Source organism: Aliiroseovarius crassostreae, from assembly GCF_001307765.1.
Lineage (GTDB): Bacteria > Pseudomonadota > Alphaproteobacteria > Rhodobacterales > Rhodobacteraceae > Aliiroseovarius > Aliiroseovarius crassostreae.
Genome location: NZ_LKBA01000001.1, coordinates 251,745 through 276,104, shown reverse-complemented (window position 1 = coordinate 276,104; position 24,360 = coordinate 251,745). Strand labels below are relative to the sequence as shown.

Below are 24,360 nucleotides of genomic sequence, written 5' to 3'. Positions count from 1 at the left end.
GTCAGGACAGGCGATATGCAGAACAATCTGGTGTTACCAGTTGTCCGGGCCTTTTTCAGCAAAGGCATGGACCAGGAAATCAATGAAAGCGCGCACTTTCGGTTGGGTAAAGCGCCCCGGAGGGTAGATCGCATAGATCCCCTGACTGTCCATTGGCAGATCTGGAATGGCGTCCTCGACCAGACCCTGCTCCAGCGCATCGGCATAAAGGAAGCTGGGAAGATAGGCGATGCCAAGCCCGGAAATGGCCGCATTCAGAAGCGACTGCCCGTCATTCACCGACAGCCACCCGGCGGAGCGCACCTGACGGATTTCCCCGGACGGTGCGGGAAGTTTCCACACATTGCCTGAGCTTTGGCTGGAATAATGCAGAAGCTTGTGGTTGTTCAGATCGTCAATCCGCTCGGGACGGCCATATTTCTCGAAATAGGCGGGGCTGCCGACCATGCGGCGAGTGGTTTCGGCAATTTTGCGGGCGCGCAGAGAGCTGTCTTCCAGCTCCCCCACACGGATGGCCATGTCAAACCCTTCGCTGATCAACTCAACATACCGGTTGTTCAGCACCATGTTTACGTTGATATCCGGGAATTCCTGCAGAAAGTTGCCCAAAATGGGGCTGAGGTGGTTCACACCAAAATCGGTTGCGACTGAAATCCGCAAAATGCCGGAGGGGGCCGATTGCATGGATGTGACCAGACTGTCCGCCTCACCCGCATCATTCAAAACGCGGCGGGCACGATCATAATAGGCCAGACCAATTTCCGTGGGGCTTACCCGGCGTGTGGTGCGATTGAGCAGACGCGCACCAAGACGGGCTTCGAGGCTGGATACATGTTTGGAAACAGCAGACTTGGAGATCCCCATTTTCTTGGCAGCATCCGTAAATCCACCTTGGTCCACAACAGTGGCAAAGGCTTCCATTTCGGTCAGTCGATCCATTTTTTATCTTTCTACAATACTATCCCCAGCACTGGATTGTATCGCAGCCAATTGGGGCAAGACTGTGAACAGTAACGGACAATAAGGGGGAAATTAGGCGCACCGTTTAGGGCACAGCTCCAATCCGGTCGCGCCATTCCTCTGGGCGCGCACCCGTAACCTGTTGGGATCAGGCCCTTTTCAGACGAAAGATGATCGAAAACCCTTAGAAAAAATATGCCGCAAACGTGATCCAAATTGGCAATGTCACCGCTGACAACAACGTTGTTTGTGCAATCAGCGTGGCGACCAGCTCACGGTTTGCCCCAAAGGCCGAGGCCAGAACATGGGAGGCTGACGCGGTAGGCAGCGCCGCAAACAACACCAGCACCGATCCGATTTCAGGCGACACCCCAACCAAAAGCCCCCCCAGAAGGGTCAGCGCAGGCAGGATCACCAGCTTGATTGCACAGATTGCGCCGTTGAACCGGTCAAGCCGCGCCAACGCCCCCCAGTTCATCGTGGCCCCGATGGACAAAAGCGCGATAGGAATCGCAGCACGCGCAAGCATGTCCAGCGGCGCTAGGATCGGGCCCGGTAAACGCCACCCCATAAGACCGAAAATCACCCCCCCAAGAGAGGCAAGCAGAAACGGGTTCAGGGCCACTTTTCGAAAGGTCGCCCCCAACCCCATGGATCCCCCGCGCGACAGCGCAGACACCGCAAAAAGATTGGCCACAGGCACGGCCATACCAACCGCCACGGCCATCTCCGCCATGCTGCCACGCTGCAATAACCCAACCGCCACCAACCCGACTGCTGTGTTGAAGCGCCATCCCACCTGCCACGCTCCAGCAAAATCAAGGAACAGGTCGGGTCCGAAAGCCCGCGCAAACCAGCCCAGCAAAAGCCCTGCCAGCAGAATGACCCAGACCGCAGGCCCGATGACCGCCACTTTTGACATTTCAATCGGCCGAGAGGAGGCCGCGACGAACAAAAGCGCAGGAAAGAGGATTTCGAAATTCAGCCGATCCAGCCCCTGCCAGGCATTGTCCGACAGCCGACGCCGCAGCAGCCCCCCCAGCCCGACCAGCAGGAAGGAGGGCATCAATCCAAGGAAGATCGCAAGAAACAGCATGGGGACCTCATTTCCAGATGGCACCCGGTGTCTTGCCTGCCTGATGGTTCAGATCAAAGCGATGCCGCCAGTCGCGATCCTTGGTCAATGGCACGTTTGGCGTCAAGCTCTGCCGCGACATCAGCCCCGCCAATCACATGAGCAGTGATGCCTTTTTCAGCAAGTTGATCAGCAAGTGTGCGATTGGGGATCTGCCCGGCGCAGAGAATCACGTTGTCGACCTCGATCACACGCGGGTTTTCCCGCGCTTCACCCGACGACACCATCAACCCGTCTTCGGTAATGCGCTCATAATTCACACCGCCCACCATCTCGACACCCTTCATCTTGAGGGTCGCGCGGTGGATCCAGCCGGTGGTTTTCCCCAATCCCTTGCCCAGCGCCTGCGCCTTGCGTTGCAGCAACGTCACCTGACGGGCGGGAGCTTCGGGCCTAGGTCCCTCTGGTGACAGCCCCCCGCGCACCTCACCCGGATCGGCCACCCCCCATTCGGCAAGCCATTCGTTCAGGTTCTCGCTGGGGCTTTCCCCGGCCTGGGTCAGGAACTCGGCCATGTCAAAGCCGATACCACCCGCGCCAATGATGACCACACGATCGCCAACTTGCGCCCCGTCGCGCAGCACGTCGATATAGGACAACACCTTGTCGCTGTCCTGTCCTTCGATGGCCGGGTCGCGCGGAGTGACGCCGGTGGCGATGATCACCTCATCAAAGCCCACCAGATCCTCAGCCTGCACGTCCTTGCCCAGCTGCAAGTCGATGTCAGAGGCCTCCACCATCCGCGCATACCAGTCCACCAGCCCGATGAACTCTTCCTTACCCGGAATTTTCTTCGCCATGTTGAGTTGCCCCCCCACCTGATCCGCACGATCAAACAGGGTGACATCATGCCCCCGCTCATCCGCAACCAGCGCTGTGGACAACCCCGCGGGGCCCGCCCCAACAATGGCAATGGATTTCGGTGTATCGGTCATGTCATAGCGCAGTTCGGTCTCGTAACAGGCGCGCGGGTTCACCAGGCAGGTCGAGATCTTGCCGTTGAACGTGTGGTCCAGACAGGCCTGATTGCACGCAATACAGGGCGCAATTCGATCCGCCTCACCCGCGGCCGCCTTGGCGACAAAATCCGGGTCCGCAAGGAAAGGCCGCGCCATCGACACCATATCCGCGGCGCCGCTGGACAGAACCTCTTCCCCCACAGCCGGCGTGTTGATGCGGTTGGAGGTGATGACCGGGATCGACACCTGCCCCATCAGTTTCTTCGTCACCCATGTGAACGCCGCGCGCGGCACCGAGGTAGCAATGGTCGGGATGCGCGCCTCATGCCAGCCGATACCGGTATTGATGATCGTGGCGCCCGCCTTCTCGATCTCTTTCGCAAGCTGGACCACCTCGTCAAAGGAAGACCCGTTTGGAACAAGGTCGATCATCGACAGCCGATAGATCACGATGAAGTCCGGGCCCACCGCCGCGCGCACAGCCTTGACCACTTCGATCGGCAGACGCATCCGGTTTTCATATGAACCACCCCAGCGATCCTCACGCTTATTTGTATGGGTGACCAGAAACTGGTTGAGGAAATATCCCTCGGACCCCATCACCTCAACCCCGTCATAGCCCGCCTGTTTGGCACGGGCCGCGGCGGTGGCAAAGTCGGCAATCTGTTTCTGGATCCCCTCCTCATCCAAGGCCTTTGGCGGGAAAGGAGAGATCGGTGACTTCACCGCACTGGCCGACACGCAGTCCGGCCCATAGGCATAGCGCCCCGCATGAAGGATTTGCATGGCGATCTTGCCACCCTCTTCATGCACCCGGTCAGTGACCGACTTATGGTTGGCAATATCGGCATCTGTGTAAAGCCCCGCCGCCCCGGGGTACACACCCCCTTCGGCATTTGGGGCCATCCCCCCGGTGACAATCAGCCCGGCCCCGCCACGCGCCCGCGCACCGTAAAACGCAGCCACCCGCTCCCAGTCACCGCGCTCTTCCAGCCCGGTATGCATCGACCCCATCAGAACGCGGTTCTTCAGCGTGGTGAAGCCGAGGTCAAGTGGCGCAAGAAGGTGGGGATAGCTGGTCATGGTGGGATCCTGTGATTGGCATTCGTCCCAACACATTGACGTGCACGTAAAGCACTGTCACCTGAAACGCAGCGTAAATCTGTAAAATTACCTCAGGACCGACCCAGCTCAAGGCAGAGTACTTCTAGCTCGTCGGGAGAGAAGACCGCAATCCCAGCCAACCGCAGCACAGATGTTGTGACCCCATGCCCCGCCCGCTTTTGCCCATCATGGTGCCCACTATAAAGAACCCGCGACCCGCAGGAGGGGCTGGCCTCGGTCAACAGCGCATGGGTGCAATTCTGCGCAAGGGCGAAGGTCACGGCCTTTTGGGCCCCTTCGATAAACGCGGCGGTCACATCTTCACCGCTGAGATCAAGCACACGCGCGCGACCTGCAAGAACATCATCTCCGCAAAATCCGGGTTCGATTTCGGCGGGGCTGCGCGGCACCGGAAGCCCCCCCGCCAGTTCCGGACAGAACGGGATCAGTTCAGCCAGCCCCTCAAGATGTGACAGCGGATCGCCCGGCAGCATTTTGGCCTGTCCGTCATAGCGCACTTTCTGCCCCAGCAGGCAGGCACTGATCAAGACGCGGGTCCGCTTTGACATCCGGTCACGCAGTTTCCAGGCAATGTTTGCGAAATGCACGTTTCAGCATATCAAGCTCAGCGCGCAGCAGGTCCATCTCGGCCCGAACATCGTCATCAAGTGGCTGACCAACCACGACAGAGAAATGCGAAAGCTTTTCACCACTGGCCTTGTCGGCAATCACGAAGGTCTGCACCCCCTCGCTCAACAATTCAGACGGAATCGGTACGCGCACAAGATAGCGGCTGGTCTGATCGGGGAGCGGTTCCACCGATGCCCCCAGCAAGGGCTTTGCCAGATGGGACACTTCGATTTCAGGCAGGGAGGAGCCGCCAGTCACCGTCAGCTCGCCTTCCCAGACCCCTGCCAGAATGCGCGCTTTTGTCAGGGTCATTTCGGCCATGTTGGTTCCTTTCGGCAGCGATTAGACTTCGGCACGCGGGCGGCGGCTGAATGTGAGATCGCGCAGCACAATTTGGCTCATCTCCGGGTTTTCGATCACCAGGTCGATCCACATCCGCTCGACGCGTTTTTCGTTCATATTTGTGTAGGCAAGATCAAATTCGATCTCAACCTCCGCGCGGTCGGTTTCATCCAGATCCCCAAAGGGCAGCTCACGCACCATTTGCTCGGTATTGGGGCCATGTTTGATATTGAGGCGGGCAAAGACTTCCAAAGGTTTTTCCATCTCAACCACGGCATTCATGCGCACCAGATGGCGCCGTTTCAATCCTTCTACGGCGCTTTGCGGCATCTCGATCACGAGGGACAGAAACGAGCCATCAAAGCGGAACACATCCATGCGCAAGCCAAATGGGGCCAGGTCACTTTCGCGCGTATTGCGCACTTGGCGCATGGTTAATTCCGAATATCGGCAATCATGAAACAGCATCACCTCGTCGCCAAAGCTCGTTTTGCTGGGCGCGGCTGCAATCCCGATCGGGGCAATCGGCTCGCGCCACAGCTCGGGGCGATAGGACCAGTCACTATAAAGCGGTTTGGCAAAGGCATTGGACCCAATCAAAGGCAGCGCAAGGCGACTGTCGGCAATCCGGATCACCTGGTCCAGCCTGGCCTGCAAATGCCGCGCCCCGGATCGCATGACACGCAGGGATGCAAGGTCTGCCCCTTTCGCAAGACGCGCCAATTTCGTCCAGTGCCGGGTGGCCCTCCATTGAATAAGGCGATGTCTAAGTCCAGTTGCGTATTTGGCCATGAGATCAGTTCTGCTGCGGTCCGTTCAATTAGATCCGTGAGGATGGGATTCGGTTAACTCTTTGACACTGCCATATTTATGGCGATTGTTTCCATATTCAAACCGAATAGTTTCAATTCAGCAAACGCCGAAAAAGCTTCGCCGGTCCGGTTTGTGCCTCAGCTGGAGCTGCGGCCATTTCCGTCTTGGGGTTTCCCGCCTGCATCTGCGCCAGAAACGCCAACAGGATCGCCTCACCATCTCCTTCAGAGCCGGTGGCCCCGGCAAATTCCGAAACATTAAGCGCCACCACAAAGGACCCATGCAAAAACAGAGCGCGCCATTGCGTTTTGGTCAGTTCGCCCACCGGTTGGGGCCCCCGTGTCTTGGCAATCAGTGCCGCTCCCTGCTGGCGCGACGACAGGATTTCAGCGCCCTCCCCAAGGGCCACCTGCATCATGTCGACCTTTAGTTCACTTGTAATTTCCCTTTGAGAACGGGTTGCCAAAGCCTCTACCCGCTGGATCGATGCTGACAACAGAAACTGCGGGTCCCGCGCCTGTTTCCGACCAGAAAGGGACGCACAGGGGCCAAGAGGGACAAAGGCGCTGGTCTCATCTTCGCGAATGCCAGAGCGGATCACGCAAAACCCCGATGGACCAGCCACTTGCATTCCCCCCTGAAGCACAGCCTGTTTCTTGGGCGCCGCCGCCCCGGACAACACCTGCCCGCCTCCGGCGACGCATGCCGACAGGCCCAGAAACCACATCAATACCAATAAATTACGCAAGGAACGCCCTCCACTCTTTCCGACATACAAGAGCAAATTCGATCGGACAAGCCGTCGATCTTTCACTTTTCCCCGTTGCGACCAGACCCACGCGGGCTAAACTTGAGAGATATCTATAAGGACCCCATTATGACTGATGTCTCCCTCCCATCCTCCGGCCCATCCTCCGGCGCGGACGCGTTTTGGACCCCTGCACAGAGTTCCCCCCAGCTGTGGCGCAGCCTTCTGGGGCTGTTCCTGATTCATGTCACTTTTTTCGCGGCCACCTTTGGTATCATCCTGGCAGGTGGTGCCCTTCTTGGCTTCAACCCGCAATCGGTGCTTGATGCGGGTACACCCACCAAGGCCATGGTCTTTTTCGCCACCTTTATCGGCTATCATATCGGCCTGTGGGTGGTGGTGCGGTTTTTGCATAAACGCCCCTATCGCAGTCTGTTCGGGCCGACACGGAAAGTCCGCTGGCGCCATTTTGCCTATGGGGTGATTGCGGCCCTAACCATTGCCTTGGCAACCGCGCTGATTGAAACAAGCGGCCATCTGCCGGGGACAAGCATCACCCCGCCGGACATATTCCAGCATATGGGCTTTGCCCACTGGATCACCCTCCTGCCCTTTGCGCTTGGGTTGATTTTCCTACAGATCATGGCGGAAGAGCTGGTGTTTCGCGGTTATCTGCTGCAACAGCTGCGGGCACGGTTTCAGAGTTTCTGGATTTGGGGTCTGCTGCCATCGCTCATCTTCGGGCTGCTGCATTTTGACCCCACGACCTATGGCATAAACGCCTATTTCTACGTGCTGCACACGACGGTGGTCGGCGTCATCCTGTCCCTGATCACATTGCGCACCGGCAATATCGGCGCCGCTGCCGGGCTGCATATGGCCAATAACAGCACATTGCTGGTTCTGGGCAATGAAGGCAGCCTCGATGGCTTGTCATTATTCCTGTCCGCCCCGGACCTGACCAGCCCCTATGTCGGCGCGTCGATCCTGATGCAGACCACGGCCAGCGCGCTGGCCTTTGCACTCTGGTGGCGGCTGGCCCCCCGAACGCCAAAAACCCCTCAGGCAATTGCAAATGCCGTCGGGGAAGATTAACTAGGCCCAAACGACGAAGGATATGGCGATGAACTGGATCTCGAACTACGTCCGCCCACGCATCAATTCCCTGTTCTCGCGCCGCGAAGTGCCCGAGAACCTTTGGACCAAATGCAAAGAATGCGGCACGATGCTCTTTCACCGGGAGCTGGCCGAAAACCTGAATGTCTGTACCAATTGCGATCACCACATGGCGATCACTCCGCGTGACCGGTTCATCGGCCTGTTTGATGGCGGTGTCTTCGCCGAGGTCGAGGTGCCGGCGCCGATTGACGATCCGCTCCAGTTCAAGGATCAAAAGAAATACCCTGAGCGTATGAAAGGGGCCCGTAAATCCACTGGCGAGCGCGAAGCTATGCTGGTGGCCGAAGGCGAAATCGGTCGCACGCCCATCGTGGCGGCAGCGCAGGATTTCAGCTTCATGGGTGGTTCCATGGGCATGTATGTGGGCAATGCGATCATCGCCGCTGCCGAACGGGCCGTGGCCCTGAAACGCCCGCTGGTCCTGTTCTCCGCCGCAGGTGGCGCCCGGATGCAGGAAGGGATCCTGAGCCTGATGCAGATGCCGCGCACCACGGTGGCGGTCCAAATGCTCAAGGAAGCGAACCTGCCCTATATCGTCGTGCTGACCCACCCGACCACAGGTGGCGTGACCGCCTCTTACGCCATGCTGGGGGATGTGCATATTGCCGAACCCAACGCCCTGATCTGCTTTGCAGGTCCGCGCGTGATTGAACAGACCATCCGCGAAAAGCTGCCCGAAGGGTTCCAGCGCGCGGAATACCTGCTGGATCACGGCATGCTCGATCGCGTCACCCACCGCAAAGAGATGAAATCGGAACTGGTGACGATCCTGCGGATGTTGATGGGCCTCGGGCCTGCCGTCGCCGGAGATCTGCCTGCCCCAAGCCCTGCGGAAGACACCCCGAAGGAAGAGGCCCCCGCTGCGCCCGACACCGCGACTTCCGAGGAAAGCTCCGACAAAAGCTGAGCCTGGCACAGACCCGTTCTTTGCCCGCAATACGTCGTAAACTGTCCCTCCTGCCCGCATGGAATCGGGTAGGAGATCGCAAATCGTGACCACAGCATCCGAGACATGCCCCCATGACCAACGCGCCTTCTTCCGACATTATCCTTGACCGCATGATGGCCCTGCATCCGAAGATCATTGATCTGACCCTGGATCGTGTCTGGCGCCTGCTGGAGCAGGTGGGCAACCCGCAGGACAAATTACCGCCGGTGATCCATCTGGCTGGCACCAATGGCAAAGGGTCAACCCAGGCCATGCTGCGCGCGGGGCTGGAAGGGGTGGGTAAAAAAGTGCACGCCTATACCTCGCCCCATCTGGCCCGCTTTCACGAGCGCATCCGGTTGGCGGGCGAACTGATCACCGAAGACGCCCTGAGCGAAGTGCTGGATCGCTGTTATGCCCGCAATAATGGCGAGAACATCACCTATTTCGAGATCACCACTGTGGCCGGCCTCATGGCCTTTGCCGAAACGCCCGGGGATTACACGCTTTTGGAAACGGGGCTGGGTGGGCGGCTGGATGCCACAAATGTGGTGGACAGGCCTGCATTAACCATCCTCACCCCGATCTCGATCGACCACACCCAATTCCTTGGCGAAACCCTCACCGCAATTGCCGGTGAAAAGGCGGGTATCCTGAAGCGCGGGGTGCCCTGCGTGGTTGGGCCGCAGCCCGAGGAAGCGCTGGAAGTGATCGAAGCGCGCGCAGCCAAACTGGGGTGCCCGCTCTATGTGCACGGGCAGCATTGGCATATGTGGGAAGAGCGCGGGCGACTGATCTTTCAGGATGAGAACGGACTCTTGGACCTGCCCCTGCCTGCCCTGATTGGCCCGCACCAAATCGAAAATGCCGGTGCCGCCATTGCCGCGCTGCGCGTGTTGGGGTTTGACGAAACCGCCTGCGAAGCCGCCATGCGCGACGTGACCTGGCCCGCCCGGATGCAACGGCTGAAAACCGGGCCGCTGGTCGACGCCGCAGGAAAGGCCGAACTGTGGCTGGATGGTGGGCACAACCCCGCAGCTGGCGAAACCCTGGCCAAGGTTCTGGCGGATCTGCCCGAACGTGCAACCCATCTGATCTGCGGCATGCTCAACACCAAGGATATCGCGGGTTATCTGCGCCCGCTGGCCGCTGTTTCCGACAGCCTGACCGCCATTTCGATCCCCAACGAAATCAATACCCTGCCCGCCGAAACAACCGCGGCTGAAGCCAAGGCCGTGGGAATGCAGGCAAAAACCGCCGACAGCGCCGAAGCGGCCCTTAGGGCACTCGTGGCCAAAGATCCCGACTGTCGTGTCTTGATTTGCGGCTCACTTTACCTTGCGGGCGACATTCTGAAGACCAATGGGTGATGTGCCTGAACGACCAAATCACCCACCAAACCAGCAGTTCCTCCCCTAAACAGGTGAAAAAAAATTTTCGTTTTGTTTCAAGGAGAAGTGAGCTTTGCGATTCATCCCACTGAAACGATTCGGTTTTTCGGGGTTGAGCCTCAACAGCCTATGGCACACCCCAGAATATTGACGAATTACACCTCCATGCTCTATATATAGGGCATTCTACGGGCAATAAGTTCGATTTAGCGGACAGGCCTGTCGAGCAGTACATATAGACTTGGGGGGGGTCTCATGGTTCGTTTCGCGGTAGGCGCCATGTTGGCGCTTGTGGTTGCGGCTGCGCCCAGTTTCGCGCAGCAACTCAACATCACGAAAGATAAGGCGAATGCCAGCTTCGTGATCAAGGGCAAGCCGATCACAATTACCCGCAACCAGACCCCTGACGCACCACTTCCCCCCGACTTCTCCCAATCCTCAGCCCTGTGCCCCCCTTCTTGCGTGACCGCAATGGAAGCCGCCCCCGGCGTGAGCACCGTAGGGGAGCTGGAGGTGATTGCATTCCTCGAACATGAAGTGGCATCCGGCCAGGGATTGCTGCTGGACAGCCGCTCACCCGACTGGTTTGCTAGAGGATCTATCCCCGGCGCCCTGAATGTTCCGGCCGAAACCCTCACGGACAAAAACCCCTATCGGGACGAAATTCTTCGAGCACTTGGGGGCGTCAAGACTGGTGCCACGTGGGACTTCATAAACGCACCCCCCCTGATGATTTTCTGCAGCGGACCCAGATGTGACCAAAGCCCCCGCGCCATCCGCGCCCTGATCAACACTGGCTATCCGGCACATAAAATCCGCTATTACCGGGGTGGAATGCTGGTGTGGTCCTCATTGGGGTTGACCATTACCCCCAACATGAACTGAGACTTCAGATGACGAGAAACGAAATCTATAAATATGCCCTTATCGGGGGCGGGTTTTTCTCCGCCGTTCTGATCCTGATCCTGTTGCAGCCCAACACGTCCGACATGGAGACCGCCCTGCCTTCCGTGCCGCAGGCCACCCCCCAGGAAATGGCTGAACCGATCACCCGGGTCACCACCGTCTCGGCCAGCGCCGACACCCCGACGTCACAGGCGACACAAGACCCCGCCAGGGACGACCTTCTGGACCTTACAAACTCGGTGCTGGCGGGGTTGGGCGTGGAAAAAACCCCACCCGAAACCGAAATCGATCCGCTACGGGTGATGACCTCATCCGTTCTGGCCGGACTGGGCGTCCCCCCAATCACGGACAGCGAGGCACCTGAAGGCACGCCTATATCCCAGGCTTCCGATGACCAGATCCGCGCCCTGCTGAGCGAAGCGATTGATCGCGGAATGATATCCGTGCCCGCAGCGATGCGCACGGCAGAAGGTGAGATCGACAAAGACACGCTGATCAACCAGCTGGCCCGCGCAGCCACCGGCGAAACAGTCCACCCGCCAAGTGATGAACTGATTGCCGGCGGCAAAGGCGTCGAAGTTCGCGTGGTCCAGCAGGCAGACAAGACATTTCAATATCGGTTCTACACGGTGCAGCGCGGCGACAGCCTGGGGGCCATTGCCCAGAAATTCTACGGGGATGCCGGTGAATACACGCGCATTTTTGACGCCAACCGCCGGCTGTTGCCGACCCCGGATCAAATTCGGGCCGGTCAGCGCCTGACCATCCCCTCGCTGAGCACCGGAGCATAAGGCATTTCAACCTCAGCCATGGCAGGAAAAATGCTGCAAGCGCCGCACCCCCCCTGCAGGGCTGCGCGGCTCTCTATTCAGAAAAACGCGGGGACAAGCTCAGCTTCCCCAATCCTTGTCCTGCATTTCGCGCAAGCGGCTGGCGGTGCGTTCGAATTCGAACGACCCCTCCCCCTCGACATAGAGCATCTCCGGCAGGGCCGCTGCTGAGGCGATCAGGCGAACCTTCGCCTCATAAAGCGCGTCAATCAGCGTGACGAACCGCTTTGCCTCATTGAAGTTGGAGCGCGACAGGCGGGGGATATTGTCCAGCACCAGCACTTTCAGCGCATCCGCGATGACAAGATAATCCCCCGGACCAAGCATCGCCCCGCACAGGTCATGAAATCCTGCCCGCCCCGCACCATTGCGATACGCGGGAATGACAACGTCCCGCCCCTTCACCGACAGGGTCAGAGGCTCCGAATGCCCCCCGGTCATGTCCTGCCAGATCGCATTCATTTCAGCCCGCGCTTCGGCATTGGCCGGTGAGAAATAGACCTGCCCCCCCGCAAGCCGGTCCTGCCGATAATCATTTGGGCTGACCAGCTCATGCACAACCATCTGATCTTTGATCAGTTGGATAAAGGGCAGGAACAGCTGTCGATTGAGACCGTCCTTGTAAAGCTCATCCGGGTGGCGGTTTGATGTGGTCACCACCACCACACCCGCGTCAAACAGCTTTTCAAACAGCCGCCCGACAATCATGGCATCCGTGATGTCGGTAATCTGCATCTCATCAAAGGCAAACAGGCGCACATCAGCAGCGATCTTGTCCGCTACCGGACCAAGCGGATCATCCACCCCGGTCTTGCGCGCGGCATTCAAACCCTCGTGCACCTCCTGCATGAAGGCATGAAAATGCACGCGACGCTTGGCCGGAATATTCAGGTTCTCGACAAAAAGGTCCATCAGCATGGATTTCCCACGCCCAACCCCACCCCAAAGATAAAGCCCCTGCGGCACTTCAACAGGCTTATGGAAAAGTCCGCCAAGAATACCGCGCTTTCGGGCCGGGGCAGCCTCAAGATGCGTACGAACATCCTCCAACGCAGGCAAAACGGCCTCTTGTGCAGGATCCGGGGTTATGTCGCCCTTACGGGCCAGTTCAGAGTAAATTTCGATCAGACTGGTCATGTCCGATCCATAAAACGTGATGTCAGATAAGGAAAGGTGAACCGATACATCAGAAACCAAGAATTGACCGTCCGGCCGAATTTGAGATGTTTGTGACATGACAAAAACACGCGCGCCCCTCATTTCACCGGTTCTTGTGGCCGGTTGCCTCATTATCCTGGTCGGATTTGCGATCCGCGCCTCTTTTGGCGCGTTCCAGATCCCAATCGCTCAGGAGTTCAACTGGCCACGGGCGGAGTTCTCGCTGGCCATTGCCATCCAGAACCTTGCATGGGGCTTCGGCCAGCCGATCTTCGGTGCCATTGCCGAGAAACTGAGCGACCGCAAGGCGATCATCATGGGGGCGCTTGTCTACGCCTTCGGGCTTGTCGCCTCATCTTTCGCCGTCACACCCGGCGCCCATCAGCTGCTGGCTCAGCCGGGCAGGTAATCAGCGCCCCTGTCGCGGAATTCCTTCTGAGCATGATGACCTGGCAGGACGTGTTCCTGGTTTTCGCCGCTGCCATCCTCTCCACCCTCGCGCTTCTGCCCCTGATACAAACAGGCAGCACCGCAACCCGGGCAGAGCTGGAAGAGAGCCTCGGCCAGATACTGCGCAAAGCTTTTCGCGACCCCAGCTACACGCTGATCTTTCTGGGGTTCTTCTCCTGCGGCTATCAGCTGGCCTTCATCACCGCACATTTCCCGGCCTTCGTAACCGAAATGTGCGGCGCAATCGACCCATCCGGCACATTGGCCTCAATCGGCGTATCCACCACGTCTGCGCTTGGGGCAATTTCGATTTCCCTGGTCGGGCTTGCAAATATTGCCGGAACCCTGCTGGCCGGGTATCTGGGCAAAAGCCTGCCGAAGAAATACCTGCTCGCCGCAATCTATGTCGGGCGCACCATTGTCGCAGCCCTGTTCATCATGATGCCAATCACACCAACCTCGGTGATCGTGTTTTTCCATTGCCATGGGGTCCCTGTGGTTGGCGGCCGTTCCGCTCACATCAGGGCTGGTCGTCCATATCTATGGGCGACGTTACATGGGGACACTTTACGGGATCATCTTTGTCTCACACCAGTTGGGCAGCTTTCTTGGGGTGTGGCTCGGGGGGCGGATGTATGACGCCTTTGGGGATTACACCATGGTCTGGTGGTTTGGAGTGGGCATCGGCACCTTCTCGGCAATTGTCCATTTGCCCGTAAAAGAAACGCCACTCGCAGCCCGCACAGCATAGCCGCCCCCCCCTTCCTCTTGCTCAAAATATCCCCGCCGGAGGCAAGACATTCCCGAGCAAAGCGAGGCCACCGCCAAGCCCTTCGACCACCAGGTCGACAGGGCGCGGCAGCCGCTCTTACACTGGCAACGCGGTGGTTTTAAACACAGTCCGGAGCGCGAAACTCGACTGCATGCCCTGCACCCCCGGCAGGCTGGCCAGATACTGCCGATGAATGCGCGCGAAGTCCTCGGTATCTTCTGCTACCACTTTCAACAGGTAATCGGATTTCCCCGCCATCAGGTGGCATTCAAGCACATTTGGAACCAGCGCCACCTGACGCTCAAATGCATCCAGCACCTCATCCGCCTGACCGGAAAGAGTGATCTCGACAAACACCGTGCTGGGGCACTTCATTTTTCGGGCATTCAAAAGGGCAACATAATCCTTGATATACCCCTCCGCCTCAAGGCGCTGGACCCGCCGATGGCAGGCAGAAGGGGACAGGTTCACGCGATCAGACAGATCCGCATTTGAGATTCTGCCCGTCTTTTGCAACACCCCCAGGATACGGCGATCTATACTGTCAAGCTCCATTATCACACAACTTCCTCGCGCTGATTGCGCTATCGTCAGAATTTTATTCGAGGATAACATAGCAAGCACCGCAAAACTTTCAAAACAATTGCGCCGGATTTCTGCACAAAATTAGGGCAGTTTAAGAACAACGGTGCAGGGAAAGAGGAGACACCCATGCTGATCGGATGCCCGAAAGAAATCAAACCACAAGAATTCCGCGTGGGTCTGACCCCCGCCGCCGCCGGCGAAGCCATTGGGCGGGGTCACTCGGTGATCGTTGAAACCAATGCCGGCATGGGCGCCGGTTTTATTGACGACGATTATGTGGCCGTAGGGGCCACCATTCTGGACACTGCCGAAGAGGTATTTGCCAAGGCAGACATGATCGTGAAAGTGAAAGAACCCCAGGCCATCGAGCGCAAAATGCTGCGTGAAGGTCAGCTCCTCTTTACCTACCTGCACCTGGCTCCGGATCCCGAACAGACCAAAGATCTTCTGGAAAGCGGCTGCACCGCAATTGCCTATGAAACCGTGACCGATGATCGCGGCGGCCTGCCGCTGCTGGCACCGATGTCCGAGGTTGCCGGTCGTCTGGCACCGCAGGTCGGCTCCTGGACCCTGCAAAAGGCCAATGGCGGCCGTGGCGTTCTGATGGGCGGCGTGCCCGGTGTTGGCCCGGCCAAGGTTGTGGTCATCGGCGGCGGTGTCGTCGGCACCCATGCCGCCAAGATCGCTGCCGGAATGGGCGCGGATGTGACCGTTCTGGACCGCTCGCTGCCGCGTCTGCGTTACCTTGATGACGTCTATGGCGGGGTCTTCAAGAACCAGTATTCCACTGCCGCCGCCACCGCCGAACTGATCCAGACCGCCGATATGGTGATCGGGGCCGTTCTGATCCCCGGCGCCGCCGCTCCGAAACTGATTTCGCGTGAACAGCTGTCCACCATGAAACCCGGCGCTGTGCTGGTGGATGTGGCCATTGACCAGGGCGGCTGCTTTGAAACCTCCCGCGCCACCACCCATGCAGACCCGATCTACGAAGTGGATGGCGTCATGCATTACTGCGTGGCCAACATGCCGGGCGCCGTCGCCCGCACCTCGACCATCGCCCTTGGCAACGCCACCCTGCCCTTCATGCTGTCGCTGGCTGACAAGGGCTGGAAAGAGGCCTGCAAGGCCGACAAGCACCTGCTAAACGGTCTGAACGTGCATGCTGGCAAGCTGACCTATGCCGCCGTGGGCGAAGCCCTTGGTCTGGATTGCATCACCCCGGAAGAGGCGCTTACTATCTGATCGCCGCCTTTGAGAACACAGGACAAGCCCCGCCATCCGGTGGGGCTTGTCTTTTGCGGGAACGGAGGTGCAGAATCAGATGAAAACGTCCCGCAGAGGCAGGCCTCTCCCCAACAAAAAACCCCGCCAGAGGCGGGGGTTTTGTTCGATATGGTAGCGTGGGGCGGACTTGAACCGCCGACCCCAGCATTATGAGTGCTGTGCTCTAACCAGCTGAGCTACCACGCCATCTCATATCGTGGGCGGTGAGTATTCCAAGCCACGCATGGTGTCAAATGGAAAGTGTATTATTCTCCACCAGCCCGCGCATTTTTTTGCCTCATCCCTTCTTCTGAATCTCAACCGTATGGGGATAGGGGATCGAAATGCCCTTGGCATCAAAAGCTTCCTTGACGGACTGGGTCAGGTGGAACTTCACCTCCCAATAATCCGCAGCTTCAACCCAGACGCGGCAGGTCAGGTCGACCGAACTGTCGCCCAGATTGGTCACCCGCACCCAGGGCTCAGGGTCCGCCAACACCCGCACATCACCAGACACGGCCTCAAGGATCACGTCTTTCGCCACATTGGCATCATCGCCATAGTCGATCCCGAACACCATATCGACGCGGCGGGTATCATGGGCCGAATAGTTGGTGATGATCGCCCCCCAGGCCTGACCATTCGGCACGATGATCTGCACATTGTCCGCAGTGGCCAGTTCCGTCACGAAAAGGTTGAGATCCTTTACCGTGCCGGAGGTGCCGTTGATATCCACGAAATCCCCCAGCTTGTAAGGGCGGAACACAATCAACATCACACCTGCCGCCAGATCCGACAGGGTGCCTTGCAGCGCCAGACCAATGGCCAGAGAGGCCGCGCCAAGGATGGCAACAACCGATGTAGCCTCGATCCCAAAGATCCCCAGAACCGCCACCAGCACCATCGCCAGCACAACCCATTTCACAATGCTGGCCAGAAAATTGCCCAGGGTGGGGTCAATGCCCTTGGTCTGGTTCACACGTTTGCGGGCAAATGCACCAAGGCGGCCCGCCACAATCCAGCCAACAACAAGCACCAAAAGGGCCTGCCCCACATTCAAAATCATCGGGCCCCAGGCCCCAGAGAAAAGTTCGCTCATATCTTTGCCTCATTTCATGCTCCGCTTCGGAGCGTATTGCACATGAAAAGGGACGGCCAGAAGGCCGCCCCGAATTGACGCCACCCCAAAGGGCAGCAGGTGTTGGTCTCAGGTCTTTTTCAGCGCGTCACGGATCTCGGTCAAGAGTTCCAGTTCGGTGGGGCCTGCAGGGACCTCTTCAGCCACCTCTTGCTCTTTTTCAGCGGCGGCCTCTTTCACCTTGTTGACATAGCGCACCAGCATGAAGACTACGAATGCGATGATCAGGAAATTGATCACGGCCATCACGAAGGCCCCGTAGGCGAAAACCGCAGCCCCGGCTTCGCGCGCGGCCTCAAGCGATGCCCCTTGCGGGACCGAGCCGGAAAGCACCACATAAAGGTTGGTGAAATCCACCCCGCCGGTGAACAATCCGACAAATGGGTTGATCAGATCCCCCACCATGGATTTGACAATTGCCGTGAAGGCGGCCCCGACGATGATCCCGACAGCCATATCCATCACATTGCTCTTGGCAATGAAATCTTTGAACTCTTGCAGCATAACAGCCCCTTTCCCTTGTTCGCGCACCGGTTGACCAGTTGTGTGCATACCCTAATGCAATCACCTGCCGCGTGAAAACAGGGGAAATGGCGTCAAGCACTCCCCTCAGGCGGGCAGGACGCCTGTTTGCACATAGCGCAGGATTTCCGCCACCTGACCGGGGTTGCGGGCCACGGCAAGGGCAGCGGCATCCACCTCTTTCAACGCGTGATCATGGTCTGATTGCTGCAAAATGATCAAAGATTTGCCCTTGGCAGCCGCATAACCGGCATCAAAAGCTGCGTTCCACTGACGGTATTTTTCGCCGAAGCGCACCACCACCACGTCGGCCTCTTCAATGCCCTTGCGGGTGCGGATCGCGTTGATCATCGCCCCTTTATGGTCGTGCCAGTATTTATTGGGCTCTTCGCCCAGGATCGCCACGCCGCAATCATCTGACGCGTCATGATCGGTCACCGGGGAAGAAAAGCTTACATCCAGCCCGTCACATGCCGCGATGATCTGATCACGCCAATCGGTGTGGATTTCGCCGGAAAGATAAACGGAAAGCGTCATAGGAAGCCCTTTCATCCCCAGACGTTAGGCACGCGCCCGCACGGGCGGGCGGGCGTGTGCCGGGCCGCAAGGCGCCCCGGCGAAGGAATTAACCCCGCAGGCTGCCGCCCGTGGCCTTCTCGACCTTCTGGACAATCTTCTGGCTAACCGCCTCGATATCCTTATCGGTCAGGGTCGCGTCACGCGGTTGCAGGCGCACGGTGATGGCGAGGGATTTCTTGCCCTCACCCAAGCTACCGCCGATGAATTCGTCAAAGACATTCACATCCGTGATCAGCGCCTTGTCGGCCCCTGCTGCGGCGTTCACCAGATTGATCGCTTCCACATCCGCATCCACCACAAAGGCGAAATCGCGCTCAACCGGTTGCAGGTCAGACGCGCCAAGCGCTGCCCGTCCGGTGCCTTTGGCTTTCGGGAACGGCACTTTCGCCAGATGCACGGCAAAGGCCACAACCGGGCCTTTTACGCCCGATTGCTCAATGGTTTTCGGGTGCAGTTCACCAAAGGCGCCAAGGATGTTCTTCGGTCCCAGACCCAGCTTGGCCGAGCGACCCGGGTGCCACCATGCGTTCATATCACGCACGAAGGTCAGCTTGGCAGGCGCACCAATGGCGTTCAGAACGGCCTCGACATCCGCCTTGGCGTCATAGGTATCAACCGGGCGGCGGGCGCCAAAACGGTCACGCGGGCCGGTGTGACCAACAAGGATACCGGTGACCATCTGCTCATACTCATCCGGCTCGCCGCCATGGAAAACAGGGCCAACTTCAAACAGCGCCAGATCCATGAAGCCGCGCGCTTGGTTGCGGGCCGCCGCCGCCAGAAGGCCCGGCAGCAGCGAGGGGCGCATATGGCTCATCTCGCTGGAGATCGGGTTGGCCAGCGCCACCGCATCGGTTCCACCCCCGAAACGCGCAGCAGCCTCCTGATCAATAAAGCTGTAGGTCACACATTCATTGTAGCCCAGCGCCGCCACGGTGCGCCGCGCGACGCCTTCGCGTTTCTGCATCGGAGTCAGGATCGCTTTCGGCACACCTACATGGGCACGCGCAAGCGGCTTGCCAACCAGCTTGGTCAGCGAGGCCACGCGGGCGACTTCCTCGACCAGATCCGCCTCGCCCAGAACGTCGGGGCGCCACGATGGTACATGCGCCATGTCACCTTCCAGCGTGAAGCCCAGCGCGGTCAGGGTCGCACGCTGCTCATCGGCCGGAATGTCCATCCCCACCAGCGACTGCACACGGTCTGTGTCGAGCTTATAGGCACGTGCCACATCCGGCACCTCACCGGCAACAACCACATTCGAGGCTTCCCCCCCGCAGAGATCAAGGATCATCTGGGTCGCGGCTTCAATCGCAGGGGCGTTATATTCCGGGTCGATGCCACGTTCGTTGCGGTAACGCGCATCCGTGTTGATCTTCAGCGCACGGCCGGTTTTCGCGATCTGGATCGTGTCCCAGACAGCGGCTTCAAGGAAGACATTGGTGGTCTCGAAGGTCGCACCCGTGGGCAGGCCGCCCATGATGCCACCGATGCTTTCCACACCCTCGGCATCCGAAATCACAACGGCACCTTCGGGGAAAGTGTATTCCTTCTCGTCCAGCCCCACCAAGGTCTCACCACCCTTCGCGCGGTGCACCCGCAGGTCGCCCTTGACCTTGTCTGCGTCAAACACGTGCAGCGGGCGGTTCATGTCGTAGGTGAAAAAGTTGGTGATATCGACCAGGGCCGAGATCGGGCGCAGGCCAACCGCCTTTAGACGCGCCTGCAACCATGCGGGGCTGGGCCCGTTCTTCACGCCTTTGATCAGACGCCCCATGAAAACTGGCGCGTCATCACGGGTATCGTCGTCAATGGTGACATTGATTGGGCTGTCAAAGCTGCCTTCGACCTTGTGATCCTTGAGCGGCTTCAGCGCACCCAGACCACGGGCGGCCAAGTCGCGCGCAATGCCGCGCACGCCCAGCGCATCGGGGCGGTTCGGCGTGATCGCAATCTCGATCACCGGGTCCACTTTGGTCGGGTCATTGGCGGCCAGCCAGTCGACGAATTTCTCGCCCACTTCCCCCGAGGGCAACTCGATAATGCCGTCATGTTCTTCCGACAACTCCAGCTCGCGCTCGGAGGCCATCATGCCATGGCTTTCCACGCCGCGGATTTTGCCCACAGACAGCGTCACGTCGATGCCGGGCACGTAATCGCCGGGCTTGGCCAGCACCACGGTGATGCCTTCGCGCGCATTCGGCGCGCCGCAGACGATCTGCTTTTCGCCTTCGTTGGTCTCAACCTTGCAGACCCGCAGACGATCCGCATCCGGGTGTTTCTCGGCCGACGTGACCTTGGCAATGGTGAACGCCCCCAGACGATCCACAGGGTTGAAAATCTCTTCGACCTCCAGCCCCAGATCGGTGCAGGCCTCAGCGATTTCGTCAACCGAGGCTTCGGTGTCGAGGTGGTCTTTCAACCAGGAGAGTGTGAATTTCATGTTCGTATCCTCAGTCGTCTGCCCTGACGGCGTTCCTTCGTGGCCCCGGCTTAGCGGTCGGCCAAATCCTCAATCAGTTCGAAATGCTCAAACACAAGCATCATGTTCGGGTCAAACCCGCCATTGCGGGCGAAATAGGCCTCGTGCCCTTTGCGCCACCCGGCCAGGTCATCATCTTCGCCTTCCGCCAGCGCCATCTCTTCGGTCACGTCGCAAAAGCGGATTTCCTCGACCTTCACGGTTTTGATCACCAGAGCGGGGGTGCCATCCCAATTGGCGGCAATATCGGTGCGGCCCACGACGGGCATTGCTTCGGGTTCGTCCTTGAAATCGGCCAGCGCGCCGCAGGTGGCGCGTTTCTTGCCCGCGCGGACAAGGTCGATCAGGCGTTTGGACAGTTCGGCGCTGTCGCCAAACTTGAACGTGCCCGCACCGGGATAGGTGACCTGCAGGTCTTCCATCTCATCGCTCATGTCTTGTCCTCATCCTCTGCTGGGTCTGCCGATTTGGATGTGTCATCATCCCCTTGGTTCTCCATCGAGTGATCAATGGATCGCACAAGCCCGCGCATGCCCCAGAGGACAAGCAGACCCATCGCCAGAACCACAATGACATTGATCCAGATCGGCATCAGCGCGACAGCCCCCCACGCATGGTCGGCACGTCGAGCGAGGCGAACCCGTAGTGGCGCAGCCAGCGCAGGTCTGAATCGAAGAAGGCGCGCAGGTCGGGGATGCCGTATTTCAGCATCGCCAGACGGTCGATGCCGAGGCCAAAGGCAAAGCCCTGCCAGTCGTCGGGGTTCACACCCGCCGCCGACAGCACTTTCGGGTGCACCATGCCGCTGCCCAGAATTTCCATCCAGTCGTCGCCTTCGCCCAGCTTCAAAGTGCCACCTTCCCAGGAACAGCGAATGTCGACCTCGGCCGAGGGTTCGGTGAACGGGAAATGCGAGGCGCGGAAGCGCAGCTCGATGCCGTCGATTTCAAAAAACGCGCGGCAGAATTCCTCCAGCACCCATTTCAGGTTTGCCATCGAGATGTCTTTGTCGATCGCCAGCCCTTCAACCTGATGGAACATCGGCGTGTGGGTCTGGTCGTAATCCGAGCGGTAGACACGGCCGGGTGCAATCACGCGGATCGGCGCACCGGTCTTTTCCATCGCACGGATCTGCACCGGCGAGGTGTGGGTGCGCAGCACATGCGGCGGGCGGTTGTCACCTTCATCGCGGTGCATGTAGAACGTATCAAACTCCTGCCGCGCAGGGTGGTGCGGCGGGATGTTGAGCGCGTCGAAATTGTACCAGTCGCTTTCGATCTGCGGCCCTTCGGCAACCGAGAAGCCCATGTCGCCAAAGATGGCCGAGATCTCCTCGGTCACCTGGCTGATCGGGTGGATCGTACCCTGACGTGCGGGGCGGCCCGGCAGGGTGACGTCCAGCCATTCGGTGCGCAGACGCTCATCAAGGGCTGCGTCGGCCAGCGCGGATTTCTTGGCGGAAATGGCCGAGTTGATCTCGTCCTTCAGCGCATTCAGCTTCGGGCCCATGATCTGGCGTTCCTCAGGCGTCATCTTGCCCAGCTCACGCATTTTCAGCGCCACTTCGCCCTTCTTGCCCACGGCCTGCACGCGGATATCTTCCAGTGCGGCCTCATCCGCGGCCCCTGCCACGGCGTCGATATATTTCTGCCTCAGATCGTCCATCTTCGTCCCTTGGTTTACTGCCGATGGATTACCATCGGATCACCCCCGGGGGATGCCCCGGTTTGCACCCTGCCGTGCTACCTATTGAGGCACGAAAACGCAAGCATGCGTGGGCGATCACAGGGGCAAAGCCGCCATTCGCCCAGACAGGAAGGTCTTTTCCGCCACGGATGTGGTCAGGTCGATGGCTTGCCGGTAGTGATCCGCGGCTTCTTTCGCCCGGCCAAGTCGCGCCAGAAGGTCAGCCCGACAGGCATGGTAAGGTTGATATCGGCCAAGACCCGCATGGGTGGGCAGGCAATCCAACTGCGCCAATGCCACGTCAGGCCCGTGAAGATAGGACAGCGCCACGGCCCTGTTGATATGGACCACCGGGTTCGGGTGCCGGGCAAGCAACAGATCATAAAGCGCCACGATCTGCGCCCAGTCGGTGCTGTCAAAATCCGGTGCCTCTGCATGCAGCGCGCTAATGGCGGCCTGTAATGCATAGGGGCCGGGCGGCCCCGCGCCCAGCGCCTGCTTTACCAGCGTTATGCCTTCACGAATACGCGGCTTGTCCCAGCGGGCACGGTTCTGCAGTTCAAGCGGGACATAGGCCCCGTCTTCATCCATTCGGGTCAAACGGCGACTATCCCCCAGCAACATCAGGGCGAGCAGCGCCTTCACCTCAGGATCGGCTGGCAGGAGACCCGCCAGAATGCGCCCCAACCGGATCGCCTCACCCACAAGATCTGCACGGGTCAGTTCCGCCCCGCTGGACCGGAAACCTTCGTTGAAAATGAGATATATGGCCCGCAGCACCGCATCAAGGCGCTCTGGCAAATCCTCCGCGTCCGGCAATCTGAACGGAATGCCCGCCTGCTGGATCTTCTGTTTGGCACGGGTCAGGCGGGCGGCTATTGTTTCGGGTTTGTCCAGATAGGCGGCGGCAATTTCCGCGGTGGTCAGCCCACCGATGGCCCGCAGGGTCAATGCGGTGCGGGTCTTTTCCTCAAGTGCCGGGTGACAGCAGGTGAAGATCAGCTCCAGACGATGATCGGGGATCACGCCCATGTTGCCCCCTTCCTCGGACCGGGTCTGATCCAGCCATAATGCAAGCTCACCTTCTTTGCGGCTGGCGGTCTGCGCGCGGCGCAACCGATCCAACGCCTTGCGTCGAGCCACGGTCAACAGCCAGGCATCCGGGTGGAGCGGCAGGGATTTGGGCCAATGGGAGAGCGCCTCGACCACCGCATCCTGCAGACTGTCTTCCGCTAGCGCATAATCCCCCAGCCGGGCGGTTAGCACAGCAAGGAGGCGCCCCCAGTTTTCGCGGATCAGACGGTCTATGCTGAGGTCAACCGGGGGCACCATAAGGGATCAGTCGAAGATCATCACGGGGCGCACTTCAACCCGACCGTAGGCGGCGTCGGGGATCTTGGCGGCATAGTGCAGGGCCTCATCCAGATCCTCACAGTCGAGGATATAGAAGCCGCCCAACTGCTCTTTGGTTTCGGCAAAGGGGCCATCCACGATTTCGGTTTTGCCCGCACGAACAGACACTGTGGAAGCGGTTGCCACGGGTTGCAGCGCATCCCCCGAGAGCATTTTGCCCGCATCCTGAACCTCTTTGGTGAAGTCCACATAGCCCTGCATATAGGGCCCAAACTCCTCAGTTCCGGGTTGCGGGCCATTGTCTTCGGCATTGTAAATCAGAAGCATGTATTGCATTGAGTTTCCTTCCTGAAATGGGGAAAGGTCAGTGCCTTTCTGGATACCAGACGTTTGGGAAACGACCAAATCGACATGTGATCAGCATTTTTCCAAAAACGGTCTGAG

General features: G+C 59.2%; 24 protein-coding genes, 1 tRNA gene and 1 pseudogene. 7 read left to right on the top strand and 19 right to left on the bottom strand.

Annotated elements, in window-relative coordinates:
• Positions 1-33: 33 nt before the first annotated feature.
• The 7 genes from AKJ29_RS01520 to AKJ29_RS01490 form a co-directional block, all read right to left on the bottom strand.
• Positions 34-939, bottom strand: a complete 906-nt coding sequence (locus tag AKJ29_RS01520; RefSeq protein ID WP_055187408.1) for a LysR family transcriptional regulator — start codon at positions 937-939, stop codon at positions 34-36.
• Positions 940-1,144: 205 nt separating this feature from the next.
• A complete protein-coding gene (locus AKJ29_RS01515; protein ID WP_055187407.1) occupies positions 1,145-2,056 on the bottom strand; it encodes an AEC family transporter in 912 nt (303 codons plus the stop codon).
• Positions 2,057-2,109: 53 nt separating this feature from the next.
• Positions 2,110-4,137: an FAD-dependent oxidoreductase gene (locus AKJ29_RS01510; RefSeq protein ID WP_055187406.1), complete on the bottom strand. Its 2,028-nt coding sequence runs from the start codon at positions 4,135-4,137 to the stop codon at positions 2,110-2,112.
• Positions 4,138-4,229: 92 nt separating this feature from the next.
• Complete coding sequence (locus tag AKJ29_RS01505) at positions 4,230-4,727, bottom strand: 2-thiouracil desulfurase family protein (RefSeq protein WP_055187405.1); 498 nt, start codon at positions 4,725-4,727, stop codon at positions 4,230-4,232.
• 4 nt (positions 4,728-4,731) lie between these two features.
• Entirely contained in the window at positions 4,732-5,109 is a 378-nt protein-coding gene (locus tag AKJ29_RS01500; RefSeq protein ID WP_055187404.1) for a hypothetical protein, read from the bottom strand.
• A gap of 21 nt (positions 5,110-5,130) precedes the next feature.
• On the bottom strand, positions 5,131-5,922 hold the full coding sequence (locus AKJ29_RS01495; RefSeq protein ID WP_055187403.1) for a DUF6478 family protein: 792 nt from the start codon (positions 5,920-5,922) through the stop codon (positions 5,131-5,133).
• Positions 5,923-6,034: 112 nt separating this feature from the next.
• Positions 6,035-6,691 carry a hypothetical protein gene (locus tag AKJ29_RS01490; RefSeq protein ID WP_139231375.1) on the bottom strand — a complete coding sequence of 219 codons (657 nt, stop codon included), beginning with the start codon at positions 6,689-6,691 and terminating at the stop codon, positions 6,035-6,037.
• A gap of 129 nt (positions 6,692-6,820) precedes the next feature.
• Here AKJ29_RS01490 and AKJ29_RS01485 point away from each other — a divergent pair, with 129 nt between their 5' ends.
• The 5 genes from AKJ29_RS01485 (at position 6,821) to AKJ29_RS19805 (ending at position 11,886) form a co-directional block, all read left to right on the top strand.
• On the top strand, positions 6,821-7,786 hold the full coding sequence (locus AKJ29_RS01485) for a CPBP family intramembrane glutamic endopeptidase (RefSeq protein WP_055187401.1): 966 nt from the start codon (positions 6,821-6,823) through the stop codon (positions 7,784-7,786).
• A gap of 28 nt (positions 7,787-7,814) precedes the next feature.
• Positions 7,815-8,777, top strand: a complete 963-nt coding sequence (gene accD, locus AKJ29_RS01480; RefSeq protein ID WP_055187497.1) for an acetyl-CoA carboxylase, carboxyltransferase subunit beta — start codon at positions 7,815-7,817, stop codon at positions 8,775-8,777.
• Positions 8,778-8,890: 113 nt separating this feature from the next.
• Complete coding sequence (locus tag AKJ29_RS01475; RefSeq protein WP_055187400.1) at positions 8,891-10,168, top strand: bifunctional folylpolyglutamate synthase/dihydrofolate synthase; 1,278 nt, start codon at positions 8,891-8,893, stop codon at positions 10,166-10,168.
• Between the two features lie 276 nt (positions 10,169-10,444).
• Positions 10,445-11,074, top strand: coding sequence for a rhodanese-like domain-containing protein (locus tag AKJ29_RS01470; RefSeq protein ID WP_055187399.1), 630 nt, complete (start codon positions 10,445-10,447; stop codon positions 11,072-11,074).
• Between the two features lie 8 nt (positions 11,075-11,082).
• Positions 11,083-11,886: a LysM peptidoglycan-binding domain-containing protein gene (locus AKJ29_RS19805; RefSeq protein ID WP_200909134.1), complete on the top strand. Its 804-nt coding sequence runs from the start codon at positions 11,083-11,085 to the stop codon at positions 11,884-11,886.
• Between the two features lie 99 nt (positions 11,887-11,985).
• On the opposite strand, the gene zapE is transcribed toward AKJ29_RS19805, so the two are convergent.
• Positions 11,986-13,062, bottom strand: coding sequence for a cell division protein ZapE (gene zapE, locus AKJ29_RS01460; protein WP_055187495.1), 1,077 nt, complete (start codon positions 13,060-13,062; stop codon positions 11,986-11,988).
• Positions 13,063-13,159: 97 nt separating this feature from the next.
• Here zapE and AKJ29_RS01455 point away from each other — a divergent pair.
• Positions 13,160-14,284, top strand: a pseudogene (locus AKJ29_RS01455) (MFS transporter).
• 117 nt (positions 14,285-14,401) lie between these two features.
• On the opposite strand, the gene AKJ29_RS01450 reads toward AKJ29_RS01455, so the two are convergent.
• On the bottom strand, positions 14,402-14,860 hold the full coding sequence (locus AKJ29_RS01450) for an Lrp/AsnC family transcriptional regulator (protein WP_055187398.1): 459 nt from the start codon (positions 14,858-14,860) through the stop codon (positions 14,402-14,404).
• Positions 14,861-15,016: 156 nt separating this feature from the next.
• Here AKJ29_RS01450 and ald point away from each other — a divergent pair, with 156 nt between their 5' ends.
• Positions 15,017-16,135: an alanine dehydrogenase gene (ald, locus tag AKJ29_RS01445; RefSeq protein WP_055187397.1), complete on the top strand. Its 1,119-nt coding sequence runs from the start codon at positions 15,017-15,019 to the stop codon at positions 16,133-16,135.
• Between the two features lie 151 nt (positions 16,136-16,286).
• Here the strand turns inward: ald and AKJ29_RS01440 are convergent.
• The 10 genes from AKJ29_RS01440 to AKJ29_RS01400 all read right to left on the bottom strand — a co-directional run bounded on the left by AKJ29_RS01440 (position 16,287) and on the right by AKJ29_RS01400 (position 24,252).
• Positions 16,287-16,363, bottom strand: a tRNA-Met gene (locus tag AKJ29_RS01440).
• A gap of 91 nt (positions 16,364-16,454) precedes the next feature.
• A complete protein-coding gene (locus AKJ29_RS01435; RefSeq protein ID WP_055187396.1) occupies positions 16,455-17,255 on the bottom strand; it encodes a mechanosensitive ion channel family protein in 801 nt (266 codons plus the stop codon).
• Between the two features lie 108 nt (positions 17,256-17,363).
• Positions 17,364-17,798 (bottom strand): large conductance mechanosensitive channel protein MscL, encoded by a 435-nt coding sequence (mscL, locus tag AKJ29_RS01430; protein WP_055187395.1) that lies wholly within the window; start codon positions 17,796-17,798, stop codon positions 17,364-17,366.
• Between the two features lie 105 nt (positions 17,799-17,903).
• Positions 17,904-18,353, bottom strand: a complete 450-nt coding sequence (locus AKJ29_RS01425; RefSeq protein ID WP_055187394.1) for a YtoQ family protein — start codon at positions 18,351-18,353, stop codon at positions 17,904-17,906.
• A gap of 88 nt (positions 18,354-18,441) precedes the next feature.
• On the bottom strand, positions 18,442-20,838 hold the full coding sequence (gene pheT, locus AKJ29_RS01420) for a phenylalanine--tRNA ligase subunit beta (RefSeq protein ID WP_055187393.1): 2,397 nt from the start codon (positions 20,836-20,838) through the stop codon (positions 18,442-18,444).
• A 50-nt stretch (positions 20,839-20,888) separates the two neighbouring features.
• On the bottom strand, positions 20,889-21,311 hold the full coding sequence (locus AKJ29_RS01415; RefSeq protein ID WP_055187392.1) for an ASCH domain-containing protein: 423 nt from the start codon (positions 21,309-21,311) through the stop codon (positions 20,889-20,891).
• Positions 21,308-21,469: a hypothetical protein gene (locus tag AKJ29_RS19580; protein WP_161805359.1), complete on the bottom strand. Its 162-nt coding sequence runs from the start codon at positions 21,467-21,469 to the stop codon at positions 21,308-21,310. Before AKJ29_RS19580 ends, AKJ29_RS01415 begins: the two co-directional genes overlap by 4 nt.
• On the bottom strand, positions 21,469-22,542 hold the full coding sequence (gene pheS, locus AKJ29_RS01410; protein WP_055187391.1) for a phenylalanine--tRNA ligase subunit alpha: 1,074 nt from the start codon (positions 22,540-22,542) through the stop codon (positions 21,469-21,471). The genes AKJ29_RS19580 and pheS overlap by 1 nt, the downstream gene beginning before the upstream one ends.
• A 117-nt stretch (positions 22,543-22,659) precedes the next feature.
• Complete coding sequence (locus AKJ29_RS01405; RefSeq protein ID WP_055187390.1) at positions 22,660-23,895, bottom strand: RNA polymerase sigma factor; 1,236 nt, start codon at positions 23,893-23,895, stop codon at positions 22,660-22,662.
• Positions 23,896-23,901: 6 nt separating this feature from the next.
• Positions 23,902-24,252, bottom strand: a complete 351-nt coding sequence (locus tag AKJ29_RS01400) for a YciI family protein (protein WP_055187389.1) — start codon at positions 24,250-24,252, stop codon at positions 23,902-23,904.
• Positions 24,253-24,360 lie beyond the last annotated feature (108 nt).

Bases quoted from the DNA above. Each gene is read 5' to 3' on its own strand.
- AKJ29_RS01520 (WP_055187408.1), bottom strand. From the start codon at position 939: ATGGATCGACTGACCGAAATGGAAGCCTTTGCCACTGTTGTGGACCAA.
- AKJ29_RS01515 (WP_055187407.1), bottom strand. From the start codon at position 2,056: ATGCTGTTTCTTGCGATCTTCCTTGGATTGATGCCCTCCTTCCTGCTG.
- AKJ29_RS01510 (WP_055187406.1), bottom strand. From the start codon at position 4,137: ATGACCAGCTATCCCCACCTTCTTGCGCCACTTGACCTCGGCTTCACC.
- AKJ29_RS01505 (WP_055187405.1), bottom strand. From the start codon at position 4,727: ATGTCAAAGCGGACCCGCGTCTTGATCAGTGCCTGCCTGCTGGGGCAG.
- AKJ29_RS01500 (WP_055187404.1), bottom strand. From the start codon at position 5,109: ATGGCCGAAATGACCCTGACAAAAGCGCGCATTCTGGCAGGGGTCTGG.
- AKJ29_RS01495 (WP_055187403.1), bottom strand. From the start codon at position 5,922: ATGGCCAAATACGCAACTGGACTTAGACATCGCCTTATTCAATGGAGG.
- AKJ29_RS01485 (WP_055187401.1), top strand. From the start codon at position 6,821: ATGACTGATGTCTCCCTCCCATCCTCCGGCCCATCCTCCGGCGCGGAC.
- accD (WP_055187497.1), top strand. From the start codon at position 7,815: ATGAACTGGATCTCGAACTACGTCCGCCCACGCATCAATTCCCTGTTC.
- AKJ29_RS01475 (WP_055187400.1), top strand. From the start codon at position 8,891: ATGACCAACGCGCCTTCTTCCGACATTATCCTTGACCGCATGATGGCC.
- AKJ29_RS01470 (WP_055187399.1), top strand. From the start codon at position 10,445: ATGGTTCGTTTCGCGGTAGGCGCCATGTTGGCGCTTGTGGTTGCGGCT.
- AKJ29_RS19805 (WP_200909134.1), top strand. From the start codon at position 11,083: ATGACGAGAAACGAAATCTATAAATATGCCCTTATCGGGGGCGGGTTT.
- zapE (WP_055187495.1), bottom strand. From the start codon at position 13,062: ATGACCAGTCTGATCGAAATTTACTCTGAACTGGCCCGTAAGGGCGAC.
- AKJ29_RS01450 (WP_055187398.1), bottom strand. From the start codon at position 14,860: ATGGAGCTTGACAGTATAGATCGCCGTATCCTGGGGGTGTTGCAAAAG.
- ald (WP_055187397.1), top strand. From the start codon at position 15,017: ATGCTGATCGGATGCCCGAAAGAAATCAAACCACAAGAATTCCGCGTG.
- AKJ29_RS01435 (WP_055187396.1), bottom strand. From the start codon at position 17,255: ATGAGCGAACTTTTCTCTGGGGCCTGGGGCCCGATGATTTTGAATGTG.
- mscL (WP_055187395.1), bottom strand. From the start codon at position 17,798: ATGCTGCAAGAGTTCAAAGATTTCATTGCCAAGAGCAATGTGATGGAT.
- AKJ29_RS01425 (WP_055187394.1), bottom strand. From the start codon at position 18,353: ATGACGCTTTCCGTTTATCTTTCCGGCGAAATCCACACCGATTGGCGT.
- pheT (WP_055187393.1), bottom strand. From the start codon at position 20,838: ATGAAATTCACACTCTCCTGGTTGAAAGACCACCTCGACACCGAAGCC.
- AKJ29_RS01415 (WP_055187392.1), bottom strand. From the start codon at position 21,311: ATGAGCGATGAGATGGAAGACCTGCAGGTCACCTATCCCGGTGCGGGC.
- AKJ29_RS19580 (WP_161805359.1), bottom strand. From the start codon at position 21,469: ATGCCGATCTGGATCAATGTCATTGTGGTTCTGGCGATGGGTCTGCTT.
- pheS (WP_055187391.1), bottom strand. From the start codon at position 22,542: ATGGACGATCTGAGGCAGAAATATATCGACGCCGTGGCAGGGGCCGCG.
- AKJ29_RS01405 (WP_055187390.1), bottom strand. From the start codon at position 23,895: ATGGTGCCCCCGGTTGACCTCAGCATAGACCGTCTGATCCGCGAAAAC.
- AKJ29_RS01400 (WP_055187389.1), bottom strand. From the start codon at position 24,252: ATGCAATACATGCTTCTGATTTACAATGCCGAAGACAATGGCCCGCAA.